We start from the raw sequence: 23,901 nt of genomic DNA, 5'->3' as shown, positions 1-23,901 counted from the left end.
ATTGTTGATATATATGGAAGTGTTATATAGTTGCACAATCATAATATATTTAATTAAATTTTGTGTGGTGAATCGGATGGAGGAATTAAAATTAAAAATAACTGGAATGAGTTGCCAGATGTGTGTAAAAACCATTAAAAATCTTTTAAGTGAGCTTGAAGGCGTAATAAATGTTGATATCGACTTAGAAGCAGGTATTGGAATTATAACTTACGATGAAAAAATAGTGAATGAAGAAGAAATTTTAAAAAATGAAGCTTTTGAGCTATATCCTGCAGAAAAATTGGCTAATTAAACTTGGGTAGTTTTTATGGAAGTAAAACTAAAAATTTCTGGAATGACTTGCGCAGTCTGTGTAAAAACGATTGAAAAATCTGTTTCTAAGATGGACGGTGTTGAAAGTATAGTTGTGAATTTACTGGACGAAAGCGCAGTTATTAATTTTGATCCAAAAATCGTTAATATCGAAGATATCGGGATAAAAATTGAAAGGTTAGGCTATGAAGTCCTTGGAATTGCAGAAGAAGTTGAAGAATTACCCAATAAAGAAACTGAACTAAAAGAAAAACTTAAAAAAATAATTGTTGGGGCAGTTTTTTCAATTACACTGTTTTCAATTATGTATATTCAAATCCCATATAAACCGTATTTAGCATTTTTAGTGTCGATTCCGCCTTTGATATACATTGCACTGCCGATTTTTAAAGCAGGATTTAATTCGCTTAAAGTTAAGTCCCTAAACATGGATGTTATGTATTCTCTTGGAATGGGGGTTGCATATATCTCGGCACTGCTTGTAACTTTGGGACTGCTTCCAATGAACTTTATGTTTTACGATACAACAATAATGCTTGCAACACTTTTGACTCTTGGTAGATACTTAGAAGAACGTGCAAAGGGTAGAACCTCTGAAGCGATTAAAAAATTAATGGGTTTACAGGTAAAAAACGCGAAAGTCATTCGAAATAACGAAGAACTGGAAATTCCAATTGAAAACGTGATTGTCGGAGATACCCTATTAATCCGCCCTGGAGAAAAGATTGCGGTTGATGGAATTGTCTTTGAGGGCGATTCTTACGTTGATGAATCAATGATTACTGGAGAGCCAATCCCAAATCCGAAGAAAAAAGGAGATTCAGTAATCGGGGGAACAATAAATAAAAATGGGATTTTAAAAATAACTGCTGAAAAAATTGGAAAAGATACAGTGCTATCCCAAATAATCCAGCTTGTTAAAAATGCCCAAATTTCAAAACCAGATATTCAAAATCTGGCTGATAAAGCAGTTTCTTACTTTATACCTGTGGTATTTACAATTGCACTTATTTCTTCACTTTACTGGTTTTTTAACGGCGGAATTTTACTTGCAGTAACGACATTTATTTCAGTAATGGTAATTGCATGCCCTTGTGCCCTTGGACTTGCCACGCCTACCGCAATAACCGTTGGAGTTGGAAGGGGTGCAGAACTCGGTATTTTAATTAAAGACAGCAAAGTATTTGATGTTGCAGGAAACCTCAAATGCATGATTTTTGATAAAACCGGAACCATTACAAAAGGAGAACCCGAAGTTGATGAAATAATTTCAGATTATTCCAAAGAAGAAGTTTTATTAATTGCGGGAACTCTTGAAAAAAACTCTGAACACCCATTAGCACTTGCAATTCTTAAAAAAGCAGACGAATTAAATATTTCACTTTCTGAACCTGAAAAATTTGAATCGATTACAGGAATGGGAATTACTGGAATAATAAAGGACCAAAAGGTTCTTGTTGGAAACAGGCGCCTTATGGAAGAAAATAATATTTCAATAAATGAAGATTATACTAAAGAAATATCCCGATTAGAAGAAAACGCAAAAACCGTGATAATTGTTGCTATTGAACACAGAATAATTGGAATAATTGGAATATCCGATAAAATAAAAGAAAATGCAAAAATCACGGTTCAAAATTTGCGCGAAATGGGAATAGAATCATACATGGTTACGGGGGACAATGAAAAAGCCGCAAAAGTAATTGGAAAAGAAGTTGGTATTTTGGAAAATCATATATTTTCAAACGTGCTACCTGAAAAAAAGTCGGAAATTGTTAAATCAATTAAAGAAAATGCAAACGGTTACGTTGAATTTATTGGTGATGGAATAAATGATGCGCCAGCTCTTTCTACCGCAGACGTTGGAATTGCCGTTGGGAGCGGAACGGATATTGCAATTGAAAGTGGTGAAGTCGTTTTAATGAATGACGATTTGAAATACGTTACAGGATTTGTAAAATTGAGTAAACGGGTGTTAAAACAGATAAAATTAAATTTATTCTGGGCTTTTGCCTATAACTCGATTTTGATTCCTGTTGCAGCAGGTGCCCTTTATTCGTATAACATCAGATTTGAACCTGAACTTGCAGCTTTTGCAATGACCCTGAGCTCCATAACGATTATTGGATTGTCTCTTCTTTTAAAAAGATACGATCCTTGGAAATAATATCTTAAAATATATACATTAACGTTCAAAAATGTCGTAATTTTTCATTTTAAACTCAGAGCATACCAAAAAAGATAAATTATATATAAATATATTAACTTATATGGATTTAAATTCTTATAATTATATTATCGTAAATTTCTGAATTGATAGGTGTTTTTATGAAAATCCTAGGAATATCCGGAAGTCCAAGAAAAGAAGGAACCCATTTTGCTGTAAATTATGCACTTGATTATTTAAAAGAAAAAGGATTTGAAACTAAATATATTTCAGTTTTTCAAAAAAAGATTGAATTTTGCATACACTGCGATTACTGCGTTAGAACTAAAGAAGGTTGCGTTCATAAAGATAGTATGCAGGAAATCTACAATGGTCTAAAATGGGCTGATGCAGTTATACTGGGAAGTCCTTGTTATAATGGAACTGTTTCTGGACAGTTAAAAACCATAATGGATAGATGCAGGGCAATATTTGCAGAGGACATAGATGTGTTAAGGAATAAATATGGAATGGCCCTATCCGTTGGAGGGGATAGAAATGGCGGTCAAGAAGTTGTATTAAAAACCATTCATGACTTTTACATATTAAATGGAGTAATTCCAATAAGTGGAGGTTCTTTTGGTTCTAACTTGGGCGCTACATTCTGGTCCCAAGATAACGGTAAAAAGGGAGTCGAAGAAGACGTGGAAGGAATCAGGACCCTTAAAAGAACTCTTAAAAAATTTTATAATTGTTTAAATGAGGAGGGTGAGTAAAAATGGTTAAAATAGCTTGGGGCATTACGGGTTGCGGCGATAAAATCGAAGAAATAGTTGATATGATCGTTGAATTAAAAAATGAATATGAAGATTTAGATGTAGATATTTACTACTCAAAAAGTGCTGAAATGGTACTTAACTGGTATAAATTGATGGGTAAATTAAAAGATACATTCTATAATATCCGAAAAGAAGTAAATTCAAATGCTCCATTCTTACCAGGAATGTTGCAGACTGGAAAATACGATTTATTTTTAGTTGCACCAGTAACTGCAAATAGTGTTGCAAAAATAGCACACGGGGTTGCGGACACGTTGATTACAAATTCCGTTGCACAAGGGGCAAAAGCGATGGTTCCAACATACATCTATCCTCCAGATAACAAAAAAGAAGAAATAGAAACAATTCTTCCAGGAGGCAAAACGCTAAAACTATATATCAGAGATACAGATGTAGAAAATGTTAATATTCTTAAGAAAATGCAGAGCATTACGATATTAGAAAATGTGGATGATATTAGAGAAGTACTTTTGAAACATATTAAAGGTGATTAAATGCTACAGATCGAAGACTTATCGGTTAAGGTGGGTGACAAAGAAATTTTAAAAGATATCCACCTTTATATCGAAAAAGGAGAAAGTCATGTTTTATTTGGACCTAATGGAGCAGGAAAATCCACATTGCTCAACACAATCCTCGGAAACCCCAAATACGAAGTTGTAAGGGGAAATATTTACTTTAAAGGAAAAGATATAACTGACATGCCAATGCATGAACGAGCACAACTTGGAATTGGTATTTCTTACCAGTCACCACCTGCAATTTCTGGCGTAAGGCTTGAAACGATGATAAACGCCATTTCAAAAAGAAGTGACGAAGAAATGGAAGAAATGGCTAAAAGATTAAACATCAGGCACTTCTACCAAAGAGACTTAAACGTTGGTTTTTCAGGCGGAGAAGTTAAAAGATCTGAATTATTACAGATTTTTGCACAAAACCCTGATCTTGTGATGTTTGATGAACCAGATAGCGGTGTTGACGTTGAAAACGTAGAACTGCTCGGTGGAATCATTAACCATCTGCTTGATAAAGACAGAAAACCAAGTGAACGAAATAAATCCGGACTTATCATAACTCACCTTGGATATATCTTAAATTTCATGGAAGTTGATAAGGCTCATGTGCTATTGGATGGAGTAATTGCCTGTTCAGGAACCCCTGACGAAATTTTAAATGAAATTATTAAAAATGGATACCAGAGGTGTGTTTCATGCTGTCAGAAAAAAAGCTGCAACAAGTAAGGGAAATGGCTGAAAAATATAAGGACGTTCCTGCAAAATTTGGAGAAGATATTGACTTAAGCATGTATCCTACACCAAAAGAAAACCTTTTGAAAGTGGAATCATTAAAGGACTTAAACGAAGATCATAAACAAGCTCTTGCAAATGTTGGAGTGGACATTGAAGAAAAAAGCACTGTTGGATCTTACGTTCAGGTAAACAGTGATGCAATATACTCGAAAATGTATTCGGATATTATACTTATGCCGATTACTGAAGCTCTTGAAAAATTCGAACTTGACGACTACTACTGGAACGCAGTTCAGATGAGCGACAAATACGGCGCAAGAGTTGCAAAAGAACTTACAGAAGGATATTTTATTCGAGCTCCAAAAGGGGTTAAAAAAACAATCCCTCTTCAGACATGCCTTTTAATAGGTAGTGAAGAAGTATCTCAAAACGTTCATAACATTATTATCGTGGAAGAAGGAGCAGAATTAAACGTAATTACTGGATGTACTACATCCCCTCACGTTAAATCAGGGCTTCACCTCGGAGTTTCTGAGATATACCTTGAAAAAAATGCAAAACTTACCTTTACGATGATTCACAATTGGGGAGAAAATGTACACGTAAGGCCAAGAACTGCAATAAAAATGGACGACGATTCCATATTTATAAACAATTACGTTACAATGATGCCTGTAAAATCAATCCAAAGCTACCCTACCGCATACTGTGAAGGAAAAAATGCTAAAGCAACTTTCCAGACAATAGTATACGGAAAAGGAAGTTCAAACTTAGATATGGGTTCAAGAGTAATCCTTTCAGGCGAAAATTCAGCTGCCGACATGATTTCAAGAGTTATCGTAGTTGATGATGCAAAAGTTATCTCAAGAGGTCACCTCATAGGTGCAGAGTCAAACGTTAAAGGCCACCTCGAATGTAGGGGTTTGATTTTATCAAATGACGGACATATTTTAGCAGTTCCGGAACTTGAAGCTGAAAAAACAGACCTTGAATTGTCACACGAAGCTGCAGTTGGCAAAATCGCAGAAGACCAAATCCAATACTTAATGTCAAGAGGATTGAGCGAAGACGAAGCATCTTCTTTAATCATTAAAGGATTTTTAAGTGTCGACATATCGGGCCTTCCACCAGAACTTGCAAAATCCGTTAAAGAAATGATGGATATGACACTCGAAAATGCGATGTAAAATCCATGTTTTTTACTTTTTTAAATATTTAAAGAATTAATAAAAAATTTACAAACAAGCGTTTTTTATATAATAAGTTTTTTTATATATGACGGGCTTAAATATAGCTAATATTTAAAATTTAAATATTCGAGCGATTTTGGGATAGTATGGAAAAAAATGATATTTTTGTTGTAATTCCGGCATATAATGAAGAAAAAATGATTAAAAATACATTAATCAACTTAAAAAGTCACGGTTATGAAAATATCATCGTAGTTGACGATGGAAGTAGGGACAACACGTCAAAACTTGCAATCTCAGAAGAAATAATTGTCTGTAAGCATATTATTAATAGAGGGCTTGGCGGTGCACTGAAAACCGGATTAAAATGTGCAGTAAAGTATAATCCAAAAGTAATCGTAACATTTGATGCAGATGGACAGCACGACCCTGAAGACATTATCAAAGTTTCAGAGCCACTACTTGAAGATAATTTTGATGTTGTCGTTGGAAGCAGGCTTATTGATGAAAATGAATTAAAAAATATGCCCCTGATAAAAAAAATAGGAAACTGGGGTTTAAATTTTATAACCTATTTAATGGGCGGACAAATGGTCACTGACAGTCAGGGCGGACTTCGGGCTTTTACACATGATGCGGCAGAAATCGTTTCAAAACAGCTTAAAAGCAATAGGTACGAAGTATCTTCTGAATTTATAGTACTTTTTAAAAAGAATAACTTAAAATTTAAAGAAGTACCGATAAAAACGATATATACAGAATATTCAATGGCGAGAGGAACAAACGTCATTACAGGATTTAAAATTCTCTTTAAATTATTAATTCAAAAACTAATTTAACGGCGATAAACATGTTCAAAATTAGAAACATAATCACGATTTCAGATTATGTAACTGTTATAAACATTATTTTTGGAATGCTCGCAATACTGCTTCACGATTTTCGTTTTGTTTACCTTTCAATAGTATTTGATGCTCTTGATGGAATTGTTGCAAGAAAAACAAACACGGTCTCCGAATTTGGTGCGGAACTTGATAGTATTTGCGATGTTGTAAGTTTTGGAGTTGCTCCAGCGTATTTAATTTATTATTACTTTGATTCGACCGTTTCTATTATTGGATCAATTATATTCTTAATCGGCGGTGCATTAAGGCTTGCAAGATTTGGAATATTGGACGTGAAACACTTTATAGGGCTCCCAATTCCTGCTGCCGCATTATTCTTATGCATCTTAACCCAGATGTCTTTAAAATATGGCTTTGGTTCAGGATATGTTGTTTCAATCATTGCAGTAATTTCAGGAATTCTTATGATAAGTGATATTAACTATCCAAAATACCCGAAAAAACCTCTTTTAGTGGTTTTTGGCATTTCCATAATTCTTTCAATGTTTGGAGTTATTGAACCACTTGCAATCTGTGCAGTTTTGTATGTACTTTATGGAATATTTAAGATGAAAATGTAAAATTATTTAAAAATAATATTTAATTATGTTATTCTAAAAATTTAGAGACGAATGGCGACGTTTTTCCTTGTCTAAGGAAGTGTCCCGATGGCCCATCACCTAAAAATTCTGAAAACCATGATTCATGCTGAATTTCTTCATTTAATATGGCTAGAGCAAGATCATAGGTTCTGTGATCTTTTCCTGCAGTCATATTGCAAATTTTTGTGTACTGCTTAACTGCACACTGTTCTGCCTGTAATAAAACTTTCATCAGTTTATTGATATCTGTAACATCATCTGGCAAATATGCAGGTGGACAGCCCGATATATCATGAAAATCTTTCATATCTTTTGGAAGCGATCCTCCTAATTCGTATATTCTTGGAACCAGCGCTTCAAAATGATTTCTATCTTCTATTCTAGCAGTTTCTGCAATTTCTTTAAGGCATTCCCCCTCTAACCCTATTAAATTAATTCTCAATATTGTATAGTAGTAAAATGTGGTTAATTCGGCAGCTGCATTTTTAACCAAAAGTTCAACCAGTTCATCTACATTAATGCCAGAATTTTCTACCATTTCACGAGATACTTTTGCCATACTATTCACCCCCATATAATATTTATTTTTTAGAAACTAATATATTTTACCATGCAAAAAAGAATATGGGGACGATTAAATGTTAAAATTAAATTTTAAAGGTTTTAAACAAGTTTTATGTTTTATCCCAAAGCCACATCTAAAATCATCATTACTATAAAACCAAAAATTGCGGCTATTGTGGCACTGTCAATGTTTCCTTCACGTTGGCATTCTGGAATTATATCCTCAATTACAACAAACATCATGGCTCCAGCAGCAAAACTAAGTGCATACGGGAGCAGGGGTGTAAAAATAGTGACTAAAAATGCCCCTAAAACACCCGTAATAGGTTCTACAATTGCAGAGAGTTGCCCGTAAAAAAAACTTTTATTTTTTGACAGCCCCTCACCTCTTAGTGGAAAACTAACTGCAATTCCTTCCGGAAAATTTTGGATCCCAATACCCAATGCAAGAACAATTGCCGCCATTAATGAATCCACAGACATGTTTAAAGCAAGTGCACCAAATGCAATTCCCACAGCAAGGCCTTCTGGGATATTATGGATTGTTACAGCCATCAAAAGAAGTCGATTTTTATGCCACGTTGTTTTTGGACCTTCTGCTTCTTTTAGGGGCTGGCCCATATGAAGATGCGGAACTATCTTATCAATTCCTGCAAGGAAAAATGCACCAATTAAAAAGCCAAAACTTGCTGGAAACCATGATAAATTATTCATACTGCTTGAAAGTTCGATTGCTGGGGCAAGCAAAGACCAAAAACTTGCCGCAATCATGATTCCTGCAGCAAACCCGAGTGAAATATCAAGAAGTTTTCGATTAACAGTTTTAGTAAGATAAACTAAAGATGCTCCAAGTGCAGTTACTAACCACGTGAATATGGTTGCTAATAACGCAAGAAATACGGGATTATAAGAAGTTAGAGGTGCCATAAATTTTCCTCAATGAACTTGAAAAAATAGCTTTTTGAATATTTTTTGATATTAAAAAATATTATTTTTGAGATATATAAATCCCCCAATTATTCTAAAAATGTGATTTCGTTTTAATCAAATTTCAAACTAAAATTTATTTTTAAAAACCAGCCAAAACTTATATATTTCCAAAATAACGAAATTTATATGTACATTAAAAAAATCTTGAGGGGATAATTTGGTAGTAATCGGAGAAAAATTTCCTGATGTTGAAGTTATAACCACCCATGGAAAGCTAAAATTACCGGAACATTATATCGAATCCGGAAAATGGTTTGTTTTATTCAGCCACCCTGGAGACTTCACGCCAGTGTGTACTACAGAGTTTGTTGCATTTCAAAAAAGATACGATCAGTTCAGAGAATTGAATACTGAATTAATTGGTTTGAGTATCGATCAGGTATTCAGCCATATAAAATGGGTAGAATGGATAAAAGAAAAATTAGATGTTGACATAGAATTTCCAATAATTGCTGATGATAGGGGAGAGTTAGCAGTAAAACTTGGAATGATAAGCCCTTATAAAGGAAATAATACGGTTAGGGCCGTATTTGTAGTTGATGCTACGGGAACAATCCGTGCAATAATTTACTACCCTCAGGAAGTTGGTAGAAATATGGATGAAATTGTAAGGCTTGTAAAAGCACTTCAAACTGCAGATAAAGGCTATGCAACACCTGCAAACTGGCCAAATAATGACTTTTTAAATGAAAAAGTAATTGTACCTCCTGCAAAAGACATGGAATCTCGAAAAAAACGACTTGAAGCCCGTAAAAGTGGAGAACTTGAAGGTTACGACTGGTGGTTCTGTTATACTGATTTAAAAGAATAATTCTTTTTTATTTTTTAACTAAACATATATTTAATAATTTAAATATATTGTTAAGTATGATTTTTATAAAAATAATATGAATATTTATATAAGTTGTTTTAAATTAGTTTTAAAAAATATTTTCAAAACGGGTGATTATTTTGAATGCCAAAAAATACCAAAATTCATTTCCACTTCCTGCCGAAAGTCCTGAAAAAATTGATAAAATAATGCTTGAAACTTATTTTGGAGCCCAAAAATTTTATTTACTAAAAACTGCAATTGAATTAAAAATATTTGATTACCTTTCTGATTCAAAAACTTCCAAAGATTTATCATCGATTTTGGACTTGGATCCTGTTTTAACTGAATTAATGTTAAAAGCACTCTATGAACTTGGAATTATTTCAATAGCATCAAAAAATGGCGAAACCCATTACATCAACACATTTGCAAGTGATAATTACTTAAAAATGGATTCAGTATATTCAAAAAGCCCTTCAATCTCCGCTTCATTTGAAAATATTGATAAATGGGCAAATTTGTCTGAAATAATGAACGGTTCCAAAAATGAAGTCATGGAAAATGCATTTTTCCCAGAAATAATTAAAAGAATGGCAAACGACTGCAAATGTTGGGAACTTCAAAAAACTGTCGAATATATCTCTAAATTTTCGGAATTTAAATCTGCAAAAAAACTTCTCGACGTTGCAGGAGGCCACGGGCTCTACGCAATAAGCCTTGGTATGCTGAATGAAAATTTAAATGCTTTTGTTTTTGATTTACCCGACGTTACAATTGAAACTAAAAAATTCATAGAAAAATACGATGCGAAAAACGTTGATACAATTGCAGGAAATTTTTTTAAAGACGATTTCGGAGAAGATTTTGATATAATTTTTAGTTCGTACAACCCTGGCGGAAAAAATCCAAAAGTTGCTAAAAAAGTATACAATTCGCTAAATACGGGAGGATTATTTATTACAAAACAGGCATTTCCAAAATTAACGAAAAATATGCCTGATACATTAAATAACATGGAATGGAACTTTAACAGCTTTAACAGCACTGGAAAGGGAAGTATAAGATATACTTTTGAAACGGATCTTACTTTTGAAGAATATGTTTCATATCTTGAGAAATTAGGGTTTGAAGTACTCGAAACAAAACCTGTTTATGAATTAACTGAATTTAAGGAAGAAATGTTTCCAAACATTATTATCGTTGCTAAAAAAATTAATTAAATTTATTATCTTTTTTAGAATCTTATTTTTTTAATATTATATAGAAAATTTTATGTATCAATTATTACATTTAATTTAAAAGTATGATAAATATCATATTTTTAAAACATTGATAATATCAGGTGAAATTTTGAAAAAAATAGGGGTTTTATCAGCCTTGATTTCATTGATGATTGCACTCAGCTTTTCAGGCTGTGTTGATAATACTGCCGAATCTTCAGGCGAAGTTGCTAAAACTGTTGAAATTGTAGATATGGTTGGAAGAACTGTTGAAGTTCCCGCAAATATTCAAAGAATCGTGTGTTCGGGACCAGGATGTCTTAGACTTGTAACTTACCTTCAAGCACAGGACAAAGTTGTGGGTGTTGAATCCATAGAACAAGAAAATATCTCTGGAAGGCCATATCAACTCGCAAACATGGATTTTTTCCAAACTCTACCTATGACAGGACTTGGCGGTGGAAAAGAAATAGGCGTTGGACCATACCCTGAAAAGGTTATAAGTGCAGCTCCAGACGTTATATTAATTACATACATGGATGCAGATAGAGCTGACGAACTTCAAGAACAGTACGGAATTCCTGTTGTAGTATTACAGTATGGGGATGTTAAGTCATTCCATGATGAAAATTTCGTTGGTTGTTTGAATTTACTTGGATCACTCTTCCAAAAAGAAGAAAGAGCTCAAGAAGTAATCGATTTCTTTGCAGATGCTGAAAACGACCTTTTAACAAGAACTGAAAATATTTCAGACGAAGATAAACCTTCAGTATACATAGGAGGACTCTGTAACAAAGGTGCTCACGGAATTGACAGTACATCAAGTAACTACGCTCCTTTTGCTGCATTAAATGCTAATAACGTTGCTAGTTCCATAGGAACAGAAAAATCAGTATTCATAAGTAAAGAACAGCTTTTAGAATGGAATCCTGATATCATATTCATTGATACCGGAAGCTATGAACTCATAAAAGAAGACTACGATAAAAGTTCGGAATACTATGAATCCCTTGGTGCATTTGAAAATGGAAACGTTTACACGCAGTTCCCATACAACTACTACACTACAAACTACGGTACTGCATTAGCTGATGCTTACTATATTGGAAAAATAGTATACCCTGAACAGTTTGCTGATATCGATATAGAAGAAAAAGCTGATGAAATATATGAATTCTTAGTTGGCGAAGCTGTTTACGATAAAATGGCTGAAGGCTACTGTGGATTTGAAAACATCGACTTTTCAAGCCAATAATTTCTTTTTTTCTTTTTTATTCATTAATTAAATTTTATTATTTTTTAGTAATACTATATCGAAAAATATATGTAACAATAATACTACATTTTTTGAAAGATATTAATTCAGGTGGTATGTTGAATAAAAAAATAATATCCATAGTAATGGCACTCATGATGTCAATTGTTGTTGCATTTTCAGGATGTGTTGAAAATAACTCATCAAACACTTCTGAAGTTGCTGATACTATCGAAATTATAGATATGGTTGGAAGAACTGTTGAAGTTCCTGCGGACGTTGAAAAAATCGTCTGTTCTGGCCCAGGATGTTTAAGATTGATTTCTTATCTAAACGCAACTGAATATTTAGTTGGAATTGAAAATTTTGAAAATACAAATTTAATTGGAAGACCTTACAGGCTTGCACATGATGAATTTTCAGAACTTACGGTAATTGGAAATGGCGGCCCACAAGACATTAACGTTGGACCGGATCCTGAAAAGGTACTAAATGTAATGCCTGAAGTAATATTCATAACTTACATGGACGCAAGTAATGCTGATGAACTCCAGAAAAAAACAGGAATTCCTGTCGTAGTATTGAGTTACGGTGCACTTGGAAACTTCAAAAATGATGCAATATTTGACTCACTGATACTTTCTGGAAAAATCCTTGGAAAAGAAGAAAGAGCAGAAAAAGTAATTTCTTTTATAACCGAAATTCAGGACGATTTAGATAAAAGAACTTCTGAAATTCCTGATGAAAATAAACCAAGTATTTATGTTGGAGCAATTGGTAACAAAGGTATTCACGGAATCGACAGTACTGAAGGTTTATACCCGCCATTTGAAGCATTAAATACAGAAAATATTGCAAAAACTGCATCTAATGAACATATTTTCACAAGTAAAGAGCAATTAATTGAATGGAATCCGGAATTCATCTTTATTGATGAAGGAGGAATCTCAATTGTGTATGAGGACTACGAAAAAAATCCCGATTATTACAATTCGCTCGATGCATTTAAAAATGGAAATGTTTACGGCATTTTACCATTTAACTATTATACAACAAACATTGACACTGCAATGGCAGATTCATATTACATTGGAACGATTCTTTACCCTGAAACATTTTCAGATATTGATCCAGAAGCTAAAGCTGATGAAATATACGAATTTTTAGTAGGAAAAGGAGTATATTCTGAAATGAATGAAATGTTTGAGGGATTTGAAAATTTAGACTTTTCAAACCAGTAATTTCTTTTTTTTCTTTTTTAAAATTTTTTTAAAGAGTATTTAAATTCAACATAGTTAGCCCAATTCTTCGTAAAACTATTTTTAAATTTTAACCTGTGATTATCATTTTAAGACAGATCACTAAAAAAATACCGCCCCATTTACATTTTTTTAACGTTGCATTAATTCAAAAATAAAATTAATATGCAATAGTAATCCATTTAGATTGCAATTTATAAAAAAAGTAACTATTATATATTATTTAATTTTAAAGAGATATTATATAATAGTCACAATTGCGGGAATCATACCAATATTCTCAGATCTTTTAAAATATTAACTTTTTAGAAATATTAAAATCAATCGGAGGCACGTTATGTCTGAAAACAAGAAAAAATTCGACAAAAAAGGTGCTAAGAATATGGACGAGATTTCAAAAACACTATTCGCACCGATATATCCTATAATCGCAGAAAATATTATCAATCGTTTTGGAATAACCGCCGGCACTTGTATAGACATTGGAAGTGGTCCAGGAGCGCTATCAATTGCTTTAGCAAAACAGTCCGATTTTTCAATACGGGCTTTGGACTTTTCCAAACATATGAACGAAATAGCATTAAAAAATATTGCAGATGCTAACCTAAACGATCGAATCCAAATTGTTCAGGGAGACGTACACAATATCCCAATCGAGGATAACTATGCAGATTTAATTGTTAGCAGAGGTTCAGTATTCTTCTGGGAAGATGTCGCCACTGCATTTCGAGAAATTTATCGAATTCTCAAATCTGGTGGAAAAACATATATTGGTGGTGGATTTGGCAACAAAGAATTACGTGATTCAATTTCAGCCGAGATGATACGCAAAAACCCGGATTGGAAAGAATTCAACCGAAAAAATATATCTCAAGAGAATGTTGAACGGTTCCAAAATGTACTTGATGAAATAGGTATCTCATCTTACGAAATTATCCTTGGAGACGAAGGATTCTGGATTATAATCTCAAAAACCGACCAAGAGGCGATCTAATGAAATGTACAGTATGTGAAATCGGTTGTGATATTTCAGAAGGAAATTACGGTCGGTGCAATATGTATACAAATCAAAACAGTAAACTCATCGAGAGGTTTCCTAATTCGTATCTTACAGTACTCCCAATCACAATTGAAACAATGCCTATGGTCCACTTTGCACCAAAAAATAAGTTCCTACAGGTGAGTACTGTTGGATGTAACTTTAACTGTCAGGGCTGTATTTCAGAGACCTTAACCTCAAATGCTGATGCATTATCTGGCGCTCTCACTAAAGCTTCACCCTCAGATATCATATCCCGTGCAAAAACTGAAGAATGTAGCGGTATTGTTTTTTGTCTTAATGATCCTGCTGCATCATATTATACATTTCTAAATCTAGCAAAAGAAGCAAAAAAAGCTAATCTTTGGGTTGGATGCTCAACAAACGGTTATTTCACTGAAACAGCCTTAAAATCTCTTATACCTTATCTTGATTTTGTTAATATTGGCCTGAAAGGTTCATCGAATGCACGTTATAAAGAATGCGGTGCAAAGTCTGCAGCTCCTGTGTTTAGAAATATCCGTATCCTGCACGAAGCAGGCGTACACGTGGAAACCTCTGCGATGTACATAAATACTGGTGATGAAGAGATATTAAAAGCCGCAGAGGAAGTAGCATCTGTTTCGAAAGATATACCCTTACAGGTAATGCGTTTTGTACCGTTTGGGGAAGCAAAACCAGAATTGGAACCTACAATAAATAAATCAGAAAATATTGTAGATCAGCTACGCTCCATTCTCAACCACGTCTACCTGTTTAATTCACCGGGAACTGAATATTTAACAACTAAATGCCCGATTTGCAGGAATGAAATCATCAAACGGGAATTTTATGGGCCCATGGGATGCAGAACCATAGAATCTCTTGAAGAAGGTAAGTGTCCCTGTGGATGGCAGGTGCCACTAAAAGGACCAATCAATAATGAACAGTTTACTGAATACGGCATGCTTGGAGGATACCGGACCACTCGTGCCATTGAAATGGCCCATGCCATTTTAGTCACACTTGGAATCCGCGATAATGAAGAGCTTGGAGATATTCTTGGAGATATCATTAAAGAAGACTTCATTCGAGGATTACATGACCGTATTCAACAGATCGATTCATGGCTTGAACTTATCAAAGATCTCGCCATGCGAACTGGGCGGGAAAAAGAAGGTAATGAACTTATCGCATTTATTCAAGAACGGGTTGATAAAATAAATAAGGGCAGTAAACTCATCAAGTCATACCCTACCGTTTATTATTCGATGGGTTATCCGTTATTTGCCCTGAATGCCGAGCGGTTCGAAACAAATCTTGTAGAAGCTGCAGGCGGTATTTGTGTTAACAAAAGCCTTACCCGCAAAGGTAAACCGGGTGTTAATATATCGGTAAATGAGATAAATAAACTCAGCCCTGAAATGATGTTTATATCAGGATTCCTATCCTCACCAGCTTCAGACTACGTTCAATACTGTAAAAAACATGGAATTGACAATAAAGCCGTTCGGATGGGTAACATATGTAATGTACCCACAGGATGGGATTTTGGCAGCCCCCGCTGGATTCTCGGATTCATGTTCCTTGCAAATACAATTCATCCAGAAATATACTCTTTCGACTTAGAAAATGAACAAAAAGAGTTTTATAAACGTTTTTATGGTATTGATGTAGAGAACGTTGTTACAAACCGTGACTTTTCAAGACCTGCAATACCTACAAATAAATAACTATACCTTTGAATCACTTTTTTTAATTTTGATTTTTTAAAACAGTTATAATTCTCTGCATGTTTTAATGTGTAATTAATATTAGTTACTTTTTTATAGTTTAATTAATGTATTTATATTACTTAGGGATGTATCTTTAAAAAGATAATAAAAAAATTATATATTTATATCAATAGATACAGGTGAAAAAATGTATAAAAATGGGATTTTGGCCATTATTTTGTCGCTGATGATTGCACTCAGTTTTTCAGGCTGTGTCGATAATACGGCCCAAACTTCAGGCGAAACGGTAAAAACCGTTGAAATTGTAGACTTGGTTGGAAGAACTGTTGAAGTTCCAGAAAATGTTGAAAAAATTGTTTGTTCGGGCCCAGGCGCACTAAGACTTGTTACTTATCTTCAGGCAGATGATATGTTAGTGGGGGTTGAATCTTGCGAACAGGCAGACATTACAGGTGCAGGTAAACAATATGCCCTGGCTAAACCTTACACCATTGCAAATGTTGATTATTTTAAAACCTTACCTACAATTGGTACTCAATTTGTCGATGGATTAAACTGTGAAAATATAGTTAACGTGAATCCCGATGTTATAATAATTTCAATGTCAACAGCAGAAGTTGCAGACAATATTCAGACAAAAACAGGAATTCCTGTCGTAGTTTTAAATTATGATGAATTTGAATCATTTACTGATAAAGATCTTGCAGATCCACTTACACTACTTGGTAACGTGTTAAATAAAGAAGAAAGAGCGCAAGCAGTAATTGATTTCTTTGCAGATGCTGAAAATGATATATCAGATAGAATTTCAGATGTTTCAGATAGCGAAAAACCATCAGTATATGTCGGCGGACTTAACGCTGCCAAAGGATCCCATGGTATAGAAAGTACATCAAGTGTATTTGCACCATTTGAAGTTTTAAAAGCTAAAAATGTTGCTGAATCCCTTGAAGCAAAAAAACAGGTATATATTAACAAAGAACAGCTTATAGAATGGAATCCTGATATAATCTTTATTGATATTGCAGGATATACTTCCGTGATAAATGAAGACTATGAAAAAAACCCAGAATACTATGAATCACTCAGTGCATTCAAAAACGGTGATGTTTACTTAATATATAGGTACAAATCATACATGGTGGACTACGGAACTGTACTCGCAAATACTTATTATATTGGTACCGTATTATACCCCGAAGAATTTTCAGATATTGATCCAGAAGCTAAAGCTGATGAAATATATGAATTTTTAGTTGGTGAAGCCGTTTATGATAAAATGGCTGAAAATTTTGAAGGTTTTAAAAAATTAGACATATCAAATCAGTAAATATTCCTCAAGATTTAGGTAGTATTTTTTATTAATATTTATTTTTAATTTTTATGATATTTTCTAATAAAAATAGAAAATTATATCTATTAATAATACTTATTTTTAAAAAATATTATTTAACTCAGGTGGTATATTGTATAAAAAAATATGTACTTTAATTATTGCTTCTTTGATGATTTTAACAGTCGCAATCTGCGGTTGTACTGAATCCACAGGTGGCACTACAGAATCTAATGAAGAAATAACTACAATTACAGTTGTTGATGCTGCTGGAAGAACCGTTGAGGTTCCAAAAAATCCAGGAAAAATAATTGCATTAAGTTGTGCCTTAAGGGAGGTTGTTTATCTCCAGTCACAGGAAAAAGTTGTAGGTATCGAATATAGGGAAGCTTCAAAAGAAATTGATGGAACTTTTCCCTCAGGTTTAGAACTCCCATATCTTGCTGCATATCCTGAATTAATGGATTTACCAGTTGTTAACTCAGGTAATTCTGTTAACTTTGAAGAAATTGCAATATTAAATCCTGATGTAATATTCGTTGGAACATCAGGTGCTGCAAATGCAGACAATATTCAAACAAAATCAGGAATTCCAGTCGTTGTAGTTTACGTGGCTACTGTCGGAACTGATGTTCAAAACGAAAAATACTATGAAACTTTACGAATAATGGGTGAAGTTTTAGGAAAAGAAGAAAGGACCGAAGAGTTAATTTCAATAATTAATGAATATGAAAACGACCTTGCCTCGAGAACTGAAAATATTCCAGAAGATGAAAAACCTACTGTTTACGTTGCAGGAAGGCCATACTGTGGAGTTCACGGTCTTGATGGAACTGACCCACACTGGCCTTCTTTCGAACTCTTAAATGCCAATAACGTAGCATCAGAAGTATCCGACGTTAGCGAAGGGATTACAATAAATAAAGAACAGGTTCTTGAATGGGATCCAGAATATATATTTGTTAGTGAAGCTTCGATAAACTTAATAAATGAAGACTTAAATGACCCTGCATATCGGGGATTGAACGCATTTAAAAATGGAAATATCTACGGGGTTCCACCATACTGCTGGTATTCATTCAATAAAGGTACAGGAATTGCAAACGCCTATTTCGTTGGTAAAACCATATACCCAGAACAGTTTTCTGACATAAATGTAGAAGAAAAAGCAGATGAAATATATGAAAAATTCCTTGGAAAACCAGTTTATTCAGTTATGGAGGGGCAGTTTGGAGGATATACCAAATTAAACCTCAACTAATACCCCATACTATTTTTTTAAAAAATTTATTTTTTCATAATATTAAATACTTATTTATAGGTTAAAATAATACTTATTTGATAAGTGTATTACCAAAACAGGGATAACGTGGAAAATTCTGTTAATACTTACAAAAAATATACTTTAAAAAAACTAATATTTGGATTTGTACTGATTATAGCACTAATAATAATCTCTATTTATGCATTGTGTACTGGAGATTTCCAGTTATCAATCAGCCAGATTATAAATTCATTGTTAGGTTCTGGAGACGCTTCTTCAAACCTTGTTATATGGAATATCAGACTTCCAAGAATCTTTGCGGCAATACTCTGTGGAATTGGATTATCTGTTTCAGGTGCAGTGATGCAGTGTGTTTTAAGAAACCCGCTCGCATCCCCATATACCATGGGAATTTCTCATGGAGCCATGTTTGGAGCATGTGTTGCAATAATTACGCTTGGAATCGGCGGTGCTGAAAGTACCGGACATATTGCAATAAACAATCCTTATTCCATAACGATATTTGCATTTTTAGGATCACTGCTTGGCGTTTGTGCAGTATTGGTCCTAGCCAAATTAAAAGGATTAAGTCCTGAAGCAATGGTTCTTGCAGGGGTTGCAATATCTTCGCTATTTACTGCTGCAACTACACTCATACAGTATTTTGCAGACGATATGCAATTAGCTGCAATGGTTTACTGGTCATTTGGTGACCTTGGAAGACCGCTATGGCCAGAAGTAAAAATTATGGCATTAGTAGCATTTGTTTCACTTATTTACTTTATACATAAACGATGGGACTATAACGCTCTTGAAAGCGGTGAAGAAACTGCAAAATCTCTTGGCGTTAACACGGATAAAATAAGACTGTCAGGAATGCTTGTTGCATCCCTTGTAACATCTGTTTGTGTTGCATTCTTAGGAATTATTGGATTTGTAGGCTTAATCTGCCCACACATAATAAGAATAACTGTTGGGGGAGATTACAGGTACTTAATTCCACTTTGCAGTATTTTTGGTGCAGTTTTGGTACTATTAGCAGATACAATTGCAAGAACAATAATTTCCCCAATAATTCTGCCTGTAGGAATACTTACCTCATTTTTAGGGGCGCCGATGTTCCTTTATTTACTAACGAAGATGTATAAATGATAGGTTCGGGTGAAAATATGATAGTTTCAGTAGAGGGAGTTGAATTCAAATATAAAAGTACTGAAATATTAAAAGACGTTAAATTTGAAGTAGAAAAAGGAGAAGTTGTTTCAATTCTCGGAATAAACGGGGCTGGAAAGTCAACTCTTATAAAATGCATAAATAAAATATTACCTCCAAAAAAAGGAACCATAACTGTTGAAAATCTCGACGTAAACAAGATGGATAGACTTGATCTAGCAAAAAAAGTAGGTTACGTTCCGCAGAGGTCCAATGGAAATTATATGACGGTATTTGATGCATTGCTTTTGGGAAGAAAACCACATATAAAGTGGGAAATTTCAAAAAAAGATATTGAAATTACTGAAAATGTGTTAAAACTTCTTGATCTTGAAAAATATGCCCTTAGAAATACTAATGAATTAAGTGGTGGGGAACTTCAAAAGGTAATTATTGGAAGGGCCCTTGTTCAGGAACCAAAATTAATACTTCTTGATGAACCGACAAATAATCTTGACCTGAAAAACCAGCTTGAAGTTATGAGAATACTAAAAGACGTTTCAGTTTCACAAAATATTACTTCGATAATTGTAATGCACGACATAAATCTTGCACTTAGATATTCGGACAAATTTTTGATGTTAAAAGACGGAAAAATCTTTGCTGAAGGCGGAAAAGAGATAATCAATTCACAAAACATTATGGAAGTATATGGGGTAAATACGTACGTACACAACTTAAACGGCCATTTAACCATAGTTCCCGAAGAAGGTTATTAATTAAATATATTTTCTCATTACAATTCCATCTGAACTATCCTCATCTTCAAAGAATTCTTTTATTCTACATATTTCTTTAAAACCATTTTTTTCATAAAGTTTAATTGCAGGTTTCCAATTTACTGAAACCGTTAAAATCATACTCGAAATTTTGTAGTTTTTTGAAATCTTTTCAATTAATTCTTTAAAAAGTAAATTTCCGTATCCTTTTTTCCTGTGTTTTTTCAAAATTCCGATTGATGAAATATATAGTTCTGATCCATTACATTTATGCACTTTTTTAATATCGTGATTTAAATCAAACATTTTTTCATCGATATTTTCAGAATATTCCCAGATTTCAGAAGAAATATATCCTAAAACTTCTGAATCAACTTCCAATACTAAAAACCCATTTTGAAAAGTAGCTATCCTATCTAAAAAAACATTCCTGTTTTCAGAAATACCGGTTATAAATGAATCATATTCTATGTTCATTATTTCATCGATATCGGTTTTTCTAGCGTTTCTGATAACCATTTTTTCCAAAAAAACACCCTTAATCAGATTATTTTTAAAATAAAACGCAGTTTATATATAGTACTGTAATCAATTATCTAGTATATATAGAAGAGATAAACCCCTCGAATAAAACTTGGTGAGATTTTTGGAAAGTGTCCAAGGTACTATTAAATCGTTTATTAATAACAGCAACAAAATTGCAATACTTGGTATTGGAAACTATTTAAAAAGCGATGACGGATTTGGCGTTTATGTCGTCGAATCATTAGTTAAAAATTATTCTAAAACTCATGAGAATTTATCATTGGAAAAGGAAATAAATTCTGTAAATAATAGATTAATACTGATGAATTGTGGTGTAGTTCCAGAAAATTTCACGGATGTAATTAAAAGAGAAAATCCAGACAAAATTATAATGGTTGATGCTGCATTAATGCATCAGGAACCTGGAACACTAAGGGTTGTAAAAAGCGATGAAATTTCCGAAACTGGATTTTCAACCCATTCGCTTCCGCTATCAATAATAATTAAATATATTAATGCCCATATTGATACCGAAATATTAATTATAGGCATTGAACCTACAGACCTTGAATTTGGTGAACCATTATCAGGATTAATCAAAGAAAAAGCAGATGAATTTTCAAAAATATTAATTGAAGAGATTGATTCTTTTTTATTATAAAACAGGTGAATTATGTTTTCAGTACAATTTAAAACGACTGACGAATTACCAAAACCATCCCCTAATCTAATAAATCAGGTTATCGGACAAGATGAAGCGGTCAAAATAGTATTGAGTGCTGTAAAAAATAAAAGACATGCATTACTACTTGGAGACCCAGGTGTTGGTAAATCAATGATGGTAAAAGCTTTCGGTCAGCTTTTAGAACATTCGAGTGATTTTAAGCCATACTCTTTGATTGCAAGACCAAATATAAAAAATTCAGAAAAACCAATAGTTGACTTAATAGAAGGGCGAATGATAGAAGAAACAGCCCAGATTGAAAGTCCAAAATTAATGAGACAGCCTCCAAGCATATTTACACTTTTACTTGGAATCATTGTCTCGTCACTTGTATTAAGCTACATATTAAATGGATTGTCTGATCCATCATCTAAATTTGCAGTAATTGCAGCAATATCCGTAATTGGGTCATTATTGGTATTTTTAATATTATTCCTGAATATATTTGGAGCTACGAAAGCATCAATGCCAAATTCAGTAAGTCCTGCGGACGTAAAACCATTAGTACTTTACGAATGCAAAAAAAGACCGCTTGTAAGAGCAAGCGCTTACAACACTACAAAACTACTTGGAGACATTAAACACTGTCCACTTGGTGGAAAACCTCCAATTGGAACGCCCCCACACAAAAGGGTAATTATTGGTGCAATACACGAAGCACACAAGGGAATACTTTACGTTGATGAAATTAAGACCATGCCTGTCGATGTTCAGGATTATATATTAACTGCACTTCAGGACAAACAGCTTGCAATTAGCGGTAGAAATCCTAATTCAAGCGGTGCTTCAGTTGAAACCAACCCGATACCTTGCGACCTTACATTAATAATGTCTGGAAACATGGACGATGCTAGCAACTTAAGAGCACCGCTACTTGACAGGATTGATTATAAAGTTGTTTTAAAAAATAAAATGGACAATAATCAAGAAAATAGGGATAAATTACTCCAGTTTATCGTTCAAGAGCTTGAAAATAATAATTTAAGACCTATGAGTTATGAAGCATGCTGTGAAATTGTCAGAATGGCACAATTATTATCAGGATCTAAAAATAAGCTCACTTTAAGATTAAGACAGCTCTCAAATATTATAAAAATGGCAAACGATATTGCAACAGGAAAAGAACTTTCTGAAAGCATTGAAGAAATGTCTGAAAAAGAAGTAAAACCTGAAGTAACTGTGAAAGCAGTTAAACCTACTGAAAAGAAAAATACTCGAAAAATCAGGGCTGTTGTTGGAAAATTAAAACCTAAAAAAAGTGAAGAAGTTATAAAAGAAGTAAAACCTGTTTCAAAAGCACCAGTTCTTGAAAAAGACGATAGGGTAATTGAACTCGATCACATCAATGAAATTATAAGCACTGGAATATACAGCATGTCAAAACAGGTAGCAATCGATTACCTGAAAAACTTCAAAAGATACAAAAATATCGTATCAAATGATAAACCAAAAATAGGAGTAATCCACGGACTTGCAGTTTTAGGTGCAGATGGACTTGGAGACGTTACAAAAATTATTACTAAAATCGTAAAATCAAAACATCCACGAACAAACCTGTTAAACATTAGCGGAGACCTTGCAAAACACAGCATCACTTTAGCATCTGCACTGTCTAAAAAACTTGTTTCAGATGGAACATTAAGCATTGCAAAAGCAAAAGGAGAAGTTGCAAAAGAAGATCTCGATTTAGCAGAACATGAAATCTACATCCAGTTCAGCCAATCTTACTCGAAAATTGATGGAGACTCTGCAACTGCCGCTGCATGTTTAAGCATTATTTCATCACTCCTAAATATACCATTAAAACAGGATTTCTGTATTACTGGAAGTCTTGATTTGAACGGGGAAATTCTTGCAATTGGTGGAGTTAATGAAAAAATAAATGCTGCTAAAGAATACGGATTTAAAAGAGTAATCATTCCACAATCTAACTTTGAAGACGTTATCGACCCAGAAGGAATCGAAGTAATTCCAGTTACCCGTCTTGAAGAAATAATTCCTTTAGCTTTTGAATTAAATAATTTATAACATAATAATTTTCT

Annotated in this window: 23 protein-coding genes; 20 read left to right on the top strand and 3 right to left on the bottom strand. The window is 33.6% G+C overall.

Features of this window, described 5'->3' with window-relative positions; all coding sequences use genetic code 11:
* The first annotated feature begins 76 nt into the window (after positions 1–76).
* The 8 genes from MMJJ_RS09370 to pssA all read left to right on the top strand — a co-directional run bounded on the left by MMJJ_RS09370 (position 77) and on the right by pssA (position 7,205).
* Positions 77–295, top strand: a complete 219-nt coding sequence (locus MMJJ_RS09370; protein ID WP_169929110.1) for a heavy-metal-associated domain-containing protein — start codon at positions 77–79, stop codon at positions 293–295.
* A gap of 15 nt (positions 296–310) precedes the next feature.
* Positions 311–2,482: a heavy metal translocating P-type ATPase gene (locus tag MMJJ_RS08350; RefSeq protein ID WP_169929109.1), complete on the top strand. Its 2,172-nt coding sequence runs from the start codon at positions 311–313 to the stop codon at positions 2,480–2,482.
* Between the two features lie 161 nt (positions 2,483–2,643).
* Positions 2,644–3,237 (top strand): flavodoxin family protein, encoded by a 594-nt coding sequence (locus tag MMJJ_RS08345; RefSeq protein ID WP_104838422.1) that lies wholly within the window; start codon positions 2,644–2,646, stop codon positions 3,235–3,237.
* 2 nt (positions 3,238–3,239) lie between these two features.
* Entirely contained in the window at positions 3,240–3,794 is a 555-nt protein-coding gene (afpA, locus tag MMJJ_RS08340) for an archaeoflavoprotein AfpA (protein WP_104838421.1), read from the top strand.
* The gene (locus tag MMJJ_RS08335; RefSeq protein WP_011171112.1) at positions 3,795–4,541 is read left to right on the top strand and encodes an ABC transporter ATP-binding protein; all 747 of its coding nucleotides are present in this window, start codon (positions 3,795–3,797) and stop codon (positions 4,539–4,541) included.
* Complete coding sequence (locus tag MMJJ_RS08330; RefSeq protein WP_013999582.1) at positions 4,511–5,737, top strand: SufB/SufD family protein; 1,227 nt, start codon at positions 4,511–4,513, stop codon at positions 5,735–5,737. The genes MMJJ_RS08335 and MMJJ_RS08330 overlap by 31 nt, the downstream gene beginning before the upstream one ends.
* 149 nt (positions 5,738–5,886) lie before the next feature.
* A complete protein-coding gene (locus MMJJ_RS08325) occupies positions 5,887–6,579 on the top strand; it encodes a glycosyltransferase family 2 protein (protein ID WP_104838420.1) in 693 nt (230 codons plus the stop codon).
* An 11-nt stretch (positions 6,580–6,590) separates the two neighbouring features.
* Positions 6,591–7,205, top strand: coding sequence for a CDP-diacylglycerol--serine O-phosphatidyltransferase (gene pssA, locus MMJJ_RS08320; protein ID WP_104838419.1), 615 nt, complete (start codon positions 6,591–6,593; stop codon positions 7,203–7,205).
* Between the two features lie 28 nt (positions 7,206–7,233).
* Here pssA and dps read toward each other — a convergent pair whose 3' ends face one another.
* Positions 7,234–7,785: a DNA protection during starvation protein gene (dps, locus tag MMJJ_RS08315; protein WP_104838418.1), complete on the bottom strand. Its 552-nt coding sequence runs from the start codon at positions 7,783–7,785 to the stop codon at positions 7,234–7,236.
* 122 nt (positions 7,786–7,907) lie between these two features.
* Positions 7,908–8,717, bottom strand: coding sequence for a ZIP family metal transporter (locus MMJJ_RS08310; RefSeq protein WP_104838417.1), 810 nt, complete (start codon positions 8,715–8,717; stop codon positions 7,908–7,910).
* A gap of 220 nt (positions 8,718–8,937) precedes the next feature.
* Here MMJJ_RS08310 and MMJJ_RS08305 point away from each other — a divergent pair, with 220 nt between their 5' ends.
* The 10 genes from MMJJ_RS08305 (at position 8,938) to MMJJ_RS08260 (ending at position 20,610) form a co-directional block, all read left to right on the top strand.
* Positions 8,938–9,591, top strand: a complete 654-nt coding sequence (locus MMJJ_RS08305; RefSeq protein ID WP_104838416.1) for a peroxiredoxin — start codon at positions 8,938–8,940, stop codon at positions 9,589–9,591.
* 140 nt (positions 9,592–9,731) lie between these two features.
* The gene (locus tag MMJJ_RS08300) at positions 9,732–10,814 is read left to right on the top strand and encodes a methyltransferase family protein (protein WP_104838415.1); all 1,083 of its coding nucleotides are present in this window, start codon (positions 9,732–9,734) and stop codon (positions 10,812–10,814) included.
* A 130-nt stretch (positions 10,815–10,944) separates the two neighbouring features.
* The gene (locus MMJJ_RS08295; protein ID WP_104838414.1) at positions 10,945–12,069 is read left to right on the top strand and encodes an iron ABC transporter substrate-binding protein; all 1,125 of its coding nucleotides are present in this window, start codon (positions 10,945–10,947) and stop codon (positions 12,067–12,069) included.
* A gap of 119 nt (positions 12,070–12,188) precedes the next feature.
* The gene (locus MMJJ_RS08290; RefSeq protein ID WP_104838413.1) at positions 12,189–13,310 is read left to right on the top strand and encodes an iron ABC transporter substrate-binding protein; all 1,122 of its coding nucleotides are present in this window, start codon (positions 12,189–12,191) and stop codon (positions 13,308–13,310) included.
* A gap of 355 nt (positions 13,311–13,665) precedes the next feature.
* A complete protein-coding gene (locus MMJJ_RS08285) occupies positions 13,666–14,322 on the top strand; it encodes a class I SAM-dependent methyltransferase (RefSeq protein WP_104838412.1) in 657 nt (218 codons plus the stop codon).
* Positions 14,322–16,079, top strand: a complete 1,758-nt coding sequence (locus tag MMJJ_RS08280) for a radical SAM protein (RefSeq protein ID WP_104838411.1) — start codon at positions 14,322–14,324, stop codon at positions 16,077–16,079. Before MMJJ_RS08285 ends, MMJJ_RS08280 begins: the two co-directional genes overlap by 1 nt.
* A gap of 190 nt (positions 16,080–16,269) precedes the next feature.
* On the top strand, positions 16,270–17,412 hold the full coding sequence (locus MMJJ_RS08275) for an iron ABC transporter substrate-binding protein (RefSeq protein WP_104838410.1): 1,143 nt from the start codon (positions 16,270–16,272) through the stop codon (positions 17,410–17,412).
* A 136-nt stretch (positions 17,413–17,548) separates the two neighbouring features.
* Entirely contained in the window at positions 17,549–18,676 is a 1,128-nt protein-coding gene (locus MMJJ_RS08270; protein WP_104838409.1) for an iron ABC transporter substrate-binding protein, read from the top strand.
* A 108-nt stretch (positions 18,677–18,784) separates the two neighbouring features.
* Complete coding sequence (locus tag MMJJ_RS08265; RefSeq protein WP_104838408.1) at positions 18,785–19,831, top strand: FecCD family ABC transporter permease; 1,047 nt, start codon at positions 18,785–18,787, stop codon at positions 19,829–19,831.
* Positions 19,832–19,848: 17 nt separating this feature from the next.
* Positions 19,849–20,610, top strand: a complete 762-nt coding sequence (locus MMJJ_RS08260) for an ABC transporter ATP-binding protein (protein ID WP_011171127.1) — start codon at positions 19,849–19,851, stop codon at positions 20,608–20,610.
* Here MMJJ_RS08260 and MMJJ_RS08255 read toward each other — a convergent pair whose 3' ends face one another.
* Positions 20,611–21,138, bottom strand: coding sequence for a GNAT family N-acetyltransferase (locus tag MMJJ_RS08255; RefSeq protein WP_104838407.1), 528 nt, complete (start codon positions 21,136–21,138; stop codon positions 20,611–20,613). It lies immediately after the preceding gene.
* Positions 21,139–21,256: 118 nt separating this feature from the next.
* On the opposite strand from MMJJ_RS08255, the gene hycI reads away from it, so the two are divergent.
* Complete coding sequence (gene hycI / locus MMJJ_RS08250) at positions 21,257–21,796, top strand: hydrogenase maturation peptidase HycI (protein ID WP_104838406.1); 540 nt, start codon at positions 21,257–21,259, stop codon at positions 21,794–21,796.
* Between the two features lie 12 nt (positions 21,797–21,808).
* On the top strand, positions 21,809–23,887 hold the full coding sequence (gene lonB, locus MMJJ_RS08245) for an ATP-dependent protease LonB (protein ID WP_104838405.1): 2,079 nt from the start codon (positions 21,809–21,811) through the stop codon (positions 23,885–23,887).
* Positions 23,888–23,901: the final 14 nt, after the last annotated feature.

This window comes from Methanococcus maripaludis (genome assembly GCF_002945325.1).
Taxonomy (GTDB): domain Archaea; phylum AGJL01; class Methanococci; order Methanococcales; family Methanococcaceae; genus Methanococcus; species Methanococcus maripaludis.
This window is presented reverse-complemented; position numbering and strand designations above follow the sequence as displayed.

Bases quoted from the DNA above. Each gene is read 5' to 3' on its own strand.
- MMJJ_RS08260 (WP_011171127.1), top strand. From the start codon at position 19,849: ATGATAGTTTCAGTAGAGGGAGTTGAATTCAAATATAAAAGTACTGAA.
- MMJJ_RS09370 (WP_169929110.1), top strand. From the start codon at position 77: ATGGAGGAATTAAAATTAAAAATAACTGGAATGAGTTGCCAGATGTGT.
- lonB (WP_104838405.1), top strand. From the start codon at position 21,809: ATGTTTTCAGTACAATTTAAAACGACTGACGAATTACCAAAACCATCC.
- MMJJ_RS08330 (WP_013999582.1), top strand. From the start codon at position 4,511: ATGCTGTCAGAAAAAAAGCTGCAACAAGTAAGGGAAATGGCTGAAAAA.
- afpA (WP_104838421.1), top strand. From the start codon at position 3,240: ATGGTTAAAATAGCTTGGGGCATTACGGGTTGCGGCGATAAAATCGAA.
- MMJJ_RS08310 (WP_104838417.1), bottom strand. From the start codon at position 8,717: ATGGCACCTCTAACTTCTTATAATCCCGTATTTCTTGCGTTATTAGCA.
- MMJJ_RS08350 (WP_169929109.1), top strand. From the start codon at position 311: ATGGAAGTAAAACTAAAAATTTCTGGAATGACTTGCGCAGTCTGTGTA.
- dps (WP_104838418.1), bottom strand. From the start codon at position 7,785: ATGGCAAAAGTATCTCGTGAAATGGTAGAAAATTCTGGCATTAATGTA.
- MMJJ_RS08285 (WP_104838412.1), top strand. From the start codon at position 13,666: ATGTCTGAAAACAAGAAAAAATTCGACAAAAAAGGTGCTAAGAATATG.
- pssA (WP_104838419.1), top strand. From the start codon at position 6,591: ATGTTCAAAATTAGAAACATAATCACGATTTCAGATTATGTAACTGTT.
- MMJJ_RS08325 (WP_104838420.1), top strand. From the start codon at position 5,887: ATGGAAAAAAATGATATTTTTGTTGTAATTCCGGCATATAATGAAGAA.
- MMJJ_RS08335 (WP_011171112.1), top strand. From the start codon at position 3,795: ATGCTACAGATCGAAGACTTATCGGTTAAGGTGGGTGACAAAGAAATT.
- MMJJ_RS08275 (WP_104838410.1), top strand. From the start codon at position 16,270: ATGTATAAAAATGGGATTTTGGCCATTATTTTGTCGCTGATGATTGCA.
- MMJJ_RS08280 (WP_104838411.1), top strand. From the start codon at position 14,322: ATGAAATGTACAGTATGTGAAATCGGTTGTGATATTTCAGAAGGAAAT.
- MMJJ_RS08345 (WP_104838422.1), top strand. From the start codon at position 2,644: ATGAAAATCCTAGGAATATCCGGAAGTCCAAGAAAAGAAGGAACCCAT.